This is a genomic window from Rickettsia endosymbiont of Ixodes scapularis (assembly GCF_000160735.1).
In the GTDB taxonomy this organism is placed as follows: domain Bacteria; phylum Pseudomonadota; class Alphaproteobacteria; order Rickettsiales; family Rickettsiaceae; genus Rickettsia; species Rickettsia tamurae.
Genome location: NZ_CM000770.1, coordinates 992,531 through 997,982, shown reverse-complemented (window position 1 = coordinate 997,982; position 5,452 = coordinate 992,531). Strand labels below are relative to the sequence as shown.

The following is a 5,452-nucleotide window of genomic DNA, read 5'->3' as shown; positions in this document are numbered from 1 at the left end:
ATACTTGGTATTAGAGATAGCGCGAAAAAACATTTAATAAAGACAATAAAAAGTTTAAATGAAGATATTAAAGATGAAAGAAATTTAGCTGATTCTTCTAATAAAATAAAGAAAGAATCAAAACAAAAATCAGTAAAGACAAATATAGACGCAAACAGAGAATATGTAGACGCTCTAGAAAAATTCAAAAAAGAAGTCGGAACGGATGATATTGTTAGTGTTACTCCAAGTCAATTAGGTCTAGCTAAAAAAGCTAAACAGAAAGACCAAGATTTATTAAAATTAGATGAAGAAGATCTAAAACATATAAAGAATCTAAGAGAAAAGGTTGTGAAGCCTACTAAAACTACTGCGGCTAGTGTTGTTAATAAAAAGTCTACACCATCTAAAACGAGATAATAAATGAACCAAGCAACGAGAAGCCTACAACTAAGTAATTAATCAGTAAAAGCCCATATTGCATAGGAAGCTTAATTATCTCAATCTTTTTAGAAAAATACAGGGTTTTTACTACTTTAAGATAATAAAAAGCAGCAACTACGCTGGTAAAAATACCACAATAAGCTAATGCGAATTCTTCTTGATTAATTGCTTGGTAAAAAAGGTAATATTTACCGAAAAATCCTGTAAGAGGAGGGATTCCAATCATTGAAAACATAACTATGCTAATTACGGCAGCTATAGTTTTATGGTTCTCTGCAATTCCTTGTATAGTTTTAAAACTAGCTTTATCGGTGTCTTTACCGAGCAGCATGATTAAGCAAGTAAAAAATCCTATACTTCCTACCGCATATATTAGAATATATAGTAAAGCTGCTTTATATCCTTCTTGATTATGCAGAAGAACGCCGATTAATACATAACCGATATTTAAAATAGTACTATAAGCCATTAATCTTTTTAGAGAAGTTTGACGAATAGCTCCAAAAGCTCCAAACAGCATAGATAATATAGCAATTATCTTTATTAAATTATAATTAATAGGGTAGTAGTTACCTATGATTAATTTGCTGATATTTAATAAAACAATAACCATACCTATTTTTGAGGCAGCGGTGAAATAAGTAACCGAAGTAATCGGCGATCCTTCATATACGTCAGGGACCCAAAAATGAAATGGAACGCTTGAGAGTTTAAAGAAAATACTACTTAAAAATAATACAATACCGATTATTAAACCAAGATCCATCCCAGAATTATCATTTAGTTTATATAAGATATCCTCAAATTGTAGGCTTCCGCCGAATCCGTATATAAAAGAAATACCGAATAATGATAAACAACTAACTAAACTACCTAAGATAAAATATTTTAAAGCACCTTCCGATGATTTAATATCATTTAATTTGAATTCTGCAAGTGTATATGAAGTTAAAGCAGTAAGCTCCATACCGCAGAATAATAATAGAAAATTCCGTGATGAAATTGTAACAAAAATACCTACGACCGATAATAACATTAAAGTAATAAATTCAAACTTTAATTCCTCAGCAACAAGAATAGAGTAATCACGGTATATAATCATGGAGATAATAGTGAATAGTAGCACTATGCTTTTACTAATACCAATATTTATTTCGGTAGCAAATGAGTGCCATACTCCTTCATAGCTTGAGTACTTAAAGGTAAGAAAAATTGATAATATGCATAATAAAATAATGATATTAGAAATAATTCTATTTTTATTTGGTATAATTACGGCAAAAAACTGCCCTAAAAGTGCTATTAAAGTCAAAGTTATTTCAGGAAGTAGCAGTAGCATATAAAACTAATATTATTTATGGAAATATAGATATTAGTAAATAAATCATTTTTTATCAACAAACTTATATATAATATTGAACTTTAATAAAAAAGATCTTACTACATGACAATTTTTAGAGATGTAAGGACTAAAGGATTGAATTTTGCTGATAATTCATGATGATAACGGGGAAAGAACTTGGTTTACATATGAAAGATCATTCCGCCCCTCTAGTCGAATTATTACAAAAACATATTTCGCTTAATTTATCAAGAGCAAAATGTTTAGGATTATTTATCATTTCAATGCTTAACAGCAGGACAGTAAACATGTCATTATTATGCAATAGAATGCCGTCTGGGATTAAAGCAGCTTCATGGTATAGAAGGATGCAAAGATTTATCTCTGAAATCTCAATATCATGGAGAGTATTACCTGTTATGTTAGTCATGATGACTGGGTTTGAGCAGGAGCAAAAATGGGTATTGTGTTTAGATAGAACGAATTGGAAATTTGCTTACTACATGACAATTTTTCATTTTATCATCTTTGGATATTGGAATATCAAGGACAACAGCTGTATCCAACGTACTAATTGAGTAGAAATATTATACAAGATATTAACCAATGTATCTAATCCAACACGAAATATACTAACATATAAATATTTTATATTTAGCTGTCAGTTTTCATGGTATAGCGATCCCCCTTTTTGGAATTTTCTAAGTGATAAAAAGTGTGGTAACTCTGATTATATTGAGCGTATTGATCTGATGGAGTGTTTTTTAGAAGTTTTTGACAAAAACCGCATTGAAGCATTAACCGCTGATAGAGAATTTATAGGTAAGGAATGGCTCTCTTGGCTTAGAACAAATCAAATAAGATACGTTTTTCGAGTTAGAGAAAATAGACAATATATCAGTAATGCAAGGGGAAAAATGGTTAAAATACAAGAGTTATTTCGCCCTCTAGCCATAGGATCGCATGTGAGTTTGTCACAACGTAGAATTGGTACAAAAGGTGAAATATTTAATGTAGTAGGGATCAGAAATAAGAAGAGTGAACTTGCAGTCTTAATACATAGTGATGAGATCAAAAATCCTGCTGAGATATATGCTCAAAGATGGCAAATTGAAACAATGTTCAAAGCTTTTAAATCAGCAGGATTCAACTGTGAAGCAACTCATATTACTAATGATTTACGATTAGATACATTGATGCAAATATTGTCTATTGCATTTTGCCTAGCTTATCAAACTGGAGAGATTATAGTTTTAGATAAACCAATAGTTATTAAAAAACATGGTTATAGGCAAAATAGTATATTTCGTGTTGGATTAGATACATTGGTTAATATCTTGTATAATATTTCTACTCAATTAGTACGTTGGATACAGCTGTTGTCCTTGATATTCCAATATCCAAAGATGATAAAATGAAAAATTGTCATGTAGTAAGAGGAAAAACAAAAAGATAAGGTTTTATTGTTGCTAGACGGTTATGATGAAGTAGCACATTTAAATATGTCTAATAGAAATGATTTTCAAGACATAATAGATGAAGTATCAGAATATAAAAATGTAATAATGAGTTCTAGACCTAATGCGGTTATAGAGGAGATGAGTAGTCAGTTTGAGCGGAAAGTAGAAAACACAGGCTGGGATATGGAGGGAATAGAGAAATATATAAATAAAAATTTTGAGAATGATAAGGATAAAGAGTTTGGAGTGCAGTTAAAAAGCTTTTTAGCAGTTAATAACCAAATAAAAGAGATATGTGAAGTTCCTATCAATACGGCATTAATATGTTTAGTTTGGGAAGATAAAGACATACGAGATAAATTTCAAAAAAATAACCAAGAAGATTTTAATATAAGTCAATTATATAATGAAGTAGTAATATGGCTTGGAAAAAAATATTTTCAGAAATTTGAAAATGAAAGAATAGTAAATATTACCGACGGACAAATATTATCTACACCTGAATTGCAGTTCTTACAAGAAATAGCTTTTGAAGCTTTGGTAAATACAGGGAAGCTAGTAACACATCAATTAATAAAAGCAAAGTTAGACGATAAGAATTTCAAAACTCTTAATATAGAAAAAATAAATAAGCTTGGATTGCTTAAAGCAGAAGGAACAGGCGAAAGCATAATAAATCTAAATCATCAATTTATTCATTTAACATTTTAAGAATATCTAGCTGCATGTTATTTAAAAAATCAGTTAGCAGATAATAATACAAAATACAAAACAGCAAGTTTTATCGGGGAGCATAGAAACGAGCCAAAATATCTAATGATTCTGAAGTTTTTAGCAGGGATAGTAAATAATGATAGTAATCAAGAATTAACAGAAATATTTTGGGAAGCCGTAACATGTAATGTTGACGGAATATTAGAGCTAGGGAGAAAGATTATATTATTAATGCACCTACTAACTCAAAGCAAAATCAATGGGAAATTTGATAACAGAATACTGAATTTAAAACAAATCCAAAATTTAATAGACGATACCGTATTAAAAGATATTACAATTTGGGAACAACATATAATAACGCGAGTTTCGTATTCAAAAGTCGCTGATAGCTGATAGTAACTGGGTTACGGGATCTAATAATACTGTTTTGTATAAAGTGAGTACAAAATACAAATTGCTAATTAAATATGGTATTTATAGTATTAGAAAAAAGTTTATAGGTTATTGAAAAACTTTAAGAGCAATAACCTATGATAATGGATTTTACAGAAATATTTTGTTACGTCGATGATTTTTTTCAAGAATTAGACAAGCATACAAATTCAATTACTAACCATAACAACAAATCTGGTCCTAAAAGTCGACTGAACAGAAGTGAGATAATAACAATTATAATAGGCTACTGGCAGTCATCTTATGATTGTTTTAAGAATTATTATCTGAAGCAAATATGAATTCATCATCAAAGATGATTTTCAATTAGTAAGCTATAGTCAATTTATAAAAATAATAGGTCCACATTTACCACTATTAGTACTAATATTCAATTCTATTTTGGATCAGTGTGACGGACTCTCTTTTGTAGATTCAAGTAGTATAGAGGTATGTAAGAGATACCGTATTTCAATGAATAAAGTGTTCGCCGGCATAGTAGCAAGCAGTAAGACAACAAAAGGTTGGTTCTATGGACTTAAACTACATCTAATAACTAAAGAACCCTCAGCTATAAGCTGAGGGGTTATAAAGTGGAATCGATTAGAAATCGATCATCATTCACAGGTTCACCTTCCTGTTCATCAATATAGCGCTGTATCATTTCATCAGTTATATTACCTGAACTGACCGCCATATAGCCCCTAGCCCACAAATGATTGCCCCAAAATTGTTTTCTTAAATGAGCAAATTCTTGCAATAAAATTCTTGAGCTACTACCTTTTAAATACTGTACTAACTTGCTAAGAGATATTTGTGATTTATATGAGATAAACATATGCACGTGATCACATGATATTTTCCCTGAAATTATATATACTTCATGTTCCATACAAATCTGCCTTAGTAAATCTCTAGCCCTTTCCGCTACTTTGCCTATCAATACTCTCTTCCTATATTTTGGTATCCATATAAGATGTACTTTTAAATCATACTGACTATGACTATTCTTTCTATAACTTCTCATGTTTCTTGATATAAATTCATTGCTAAAGCAATTTCATTATATCTTCCCTTC

Annotated in this window: 7 protein-coding genes and 1 pseudogene; 6 read left to right on the top strand and 2 right to left on the bottom strand. The window is 30.1% G+C overall.

Annotated elements, in window-relative coordinates; genetic code table 11:
* A pseudogene (locus REIS_RS12645) lies at positions 1-399 on the top strand (hypothetical protein); the annotation flags it as partial.
* Here REIS_RS12645 and nuoN read toward each other — a convergent pair.
* On the bottom strand, positions 386-1,762 hold the full coding sequence (gene nuoN / locus REIS_RS05020) for an NADH-quinone oxidoreductase subunit NuoN (RefSeq protein ID WP_008580174.1): 1,377 nt from the start codon (positions 1,760-1,762) through the stop codon (positions 386-388). The pseudogene REIS_RS12645 and the gene nuoN sit on opposite strands and share 14 nt — an antisense overlap.
* A 158-nt stretch (positions 1,763-1,920) precedes the next feature.
* On the opposite strand from nuoN, the gene REIS_RS05015 reads away from it, so the two are divergent.
* From REIS_RS05015 to REIS_RS12640, 5 genes are all read left to right on the top strand, one after another.
* A complete protein-coding gene (locus tag REIS_RS05015; protein WP_008579489.1) occupies positions 1,921-2,343 on the top strand; it encodes a hypothetical protein in 423 nt (140 codons plus the stop codon).
* 6 nt (positions 2,344-2,349) lie between these two features.
* Positions 2,350-3,183, top strand: coding sequence for an IS4 family transposase (locus REIS_RS05010; RefSeq protein WP_338109796.1), 834 nt, complete (start codon positions 2,350-2,352; stop codon positions 3,181-3,183).
* An 84-nt stretch (positions 3,184-3,267) separates the two neighbouring features.
* Positions 3,268-3,936, top strand: a complete 669-nt coding sequence (locus REIS_RS15700; RefSeq protein ID WP_241760890.1) for an NACHT domain-containing protein — start codon at positions 3,268-3,270, stop codon at positions 3,934-3,936.
* A gap of 105 nt (positions 3,937-4,041) precedes the next feature.
* Positions 4,042-4,335, top strand: coding sequence for a hypothetical protein (locus REIS_RS04995; protein ID WP_050755366.1), 294 nt, complete (start codon positions 4,042-4,044; stop codon positions 4,333-4,335).
* 441 nt (positions 4,336-4,776) lie between these two features.
* The gene (locus REIS_RS12640; RefSeq protein WP_008580173.1) at positions 4,777-4,956 is read left to right on the top strand and encodes a transposase; all 180 of its coding nucleotides are present in this window, start codon (positions 4,777-4,779) and stop codon (positions 4,954-4,956) included.
* Positions 4,957-4,960: 4 nt separating this feature from the next.
* On the opposite strand, the gene tnpA is transcribed toward REIS_RS12640, so the two are convergent.
* A complete protein-coding gene (tnpA, locus tag REIS_RS04985; protein ID WP_008579324.1) occupies positions 4,961-5,401 on the bottom strand; it encodes an IS200/IS605 family transposase in 441 nt (146 codons plus the stop codon).
* Between the last annotated feature and the right edge of the window lie 51 nt (positions 5,402-5,452).

What these genes read in the sequence shown, in the direction of transcription:
- nuoN (WP_008580174.1), bottom strand. Translation starts at nt 1,762, where the DNA reads ATGCTACTGCTACTTCCTGAAATAACTTTGACTTTAATAGCACTTTTA.
- REIS_RS05015 (WP_008579489.1), top strand. Translation starts at nt 1,921, where the DNA reads ATGATGATAACGGGGAAAGAACTTGGTTTACATATGAAAGATCATTCC.
- REIS_RS15700 (WP_241760890.1), top strand. Translation starts at nt 3,268, where the DNA reads ATGTCTAATAGAAATGATTTTCAAGACATAATAGATGAAGTATCAGAA.
- REIS_RS04995 (WP_050755366.1), top strand. Translation starts at nt 4,042, where the DNA reads ATGATTCTGAAGTTTTTAGCAGGGATAGTAAATAATGATAGTAATCAA.
- tnpA (WP_008579324.1), bottom strand. Translation starts at nt 5,401, where the DNA reads ATGAGAAGTTATAGAAAGAATAGTCATAGTCAGTATGATTTAAAAGTA.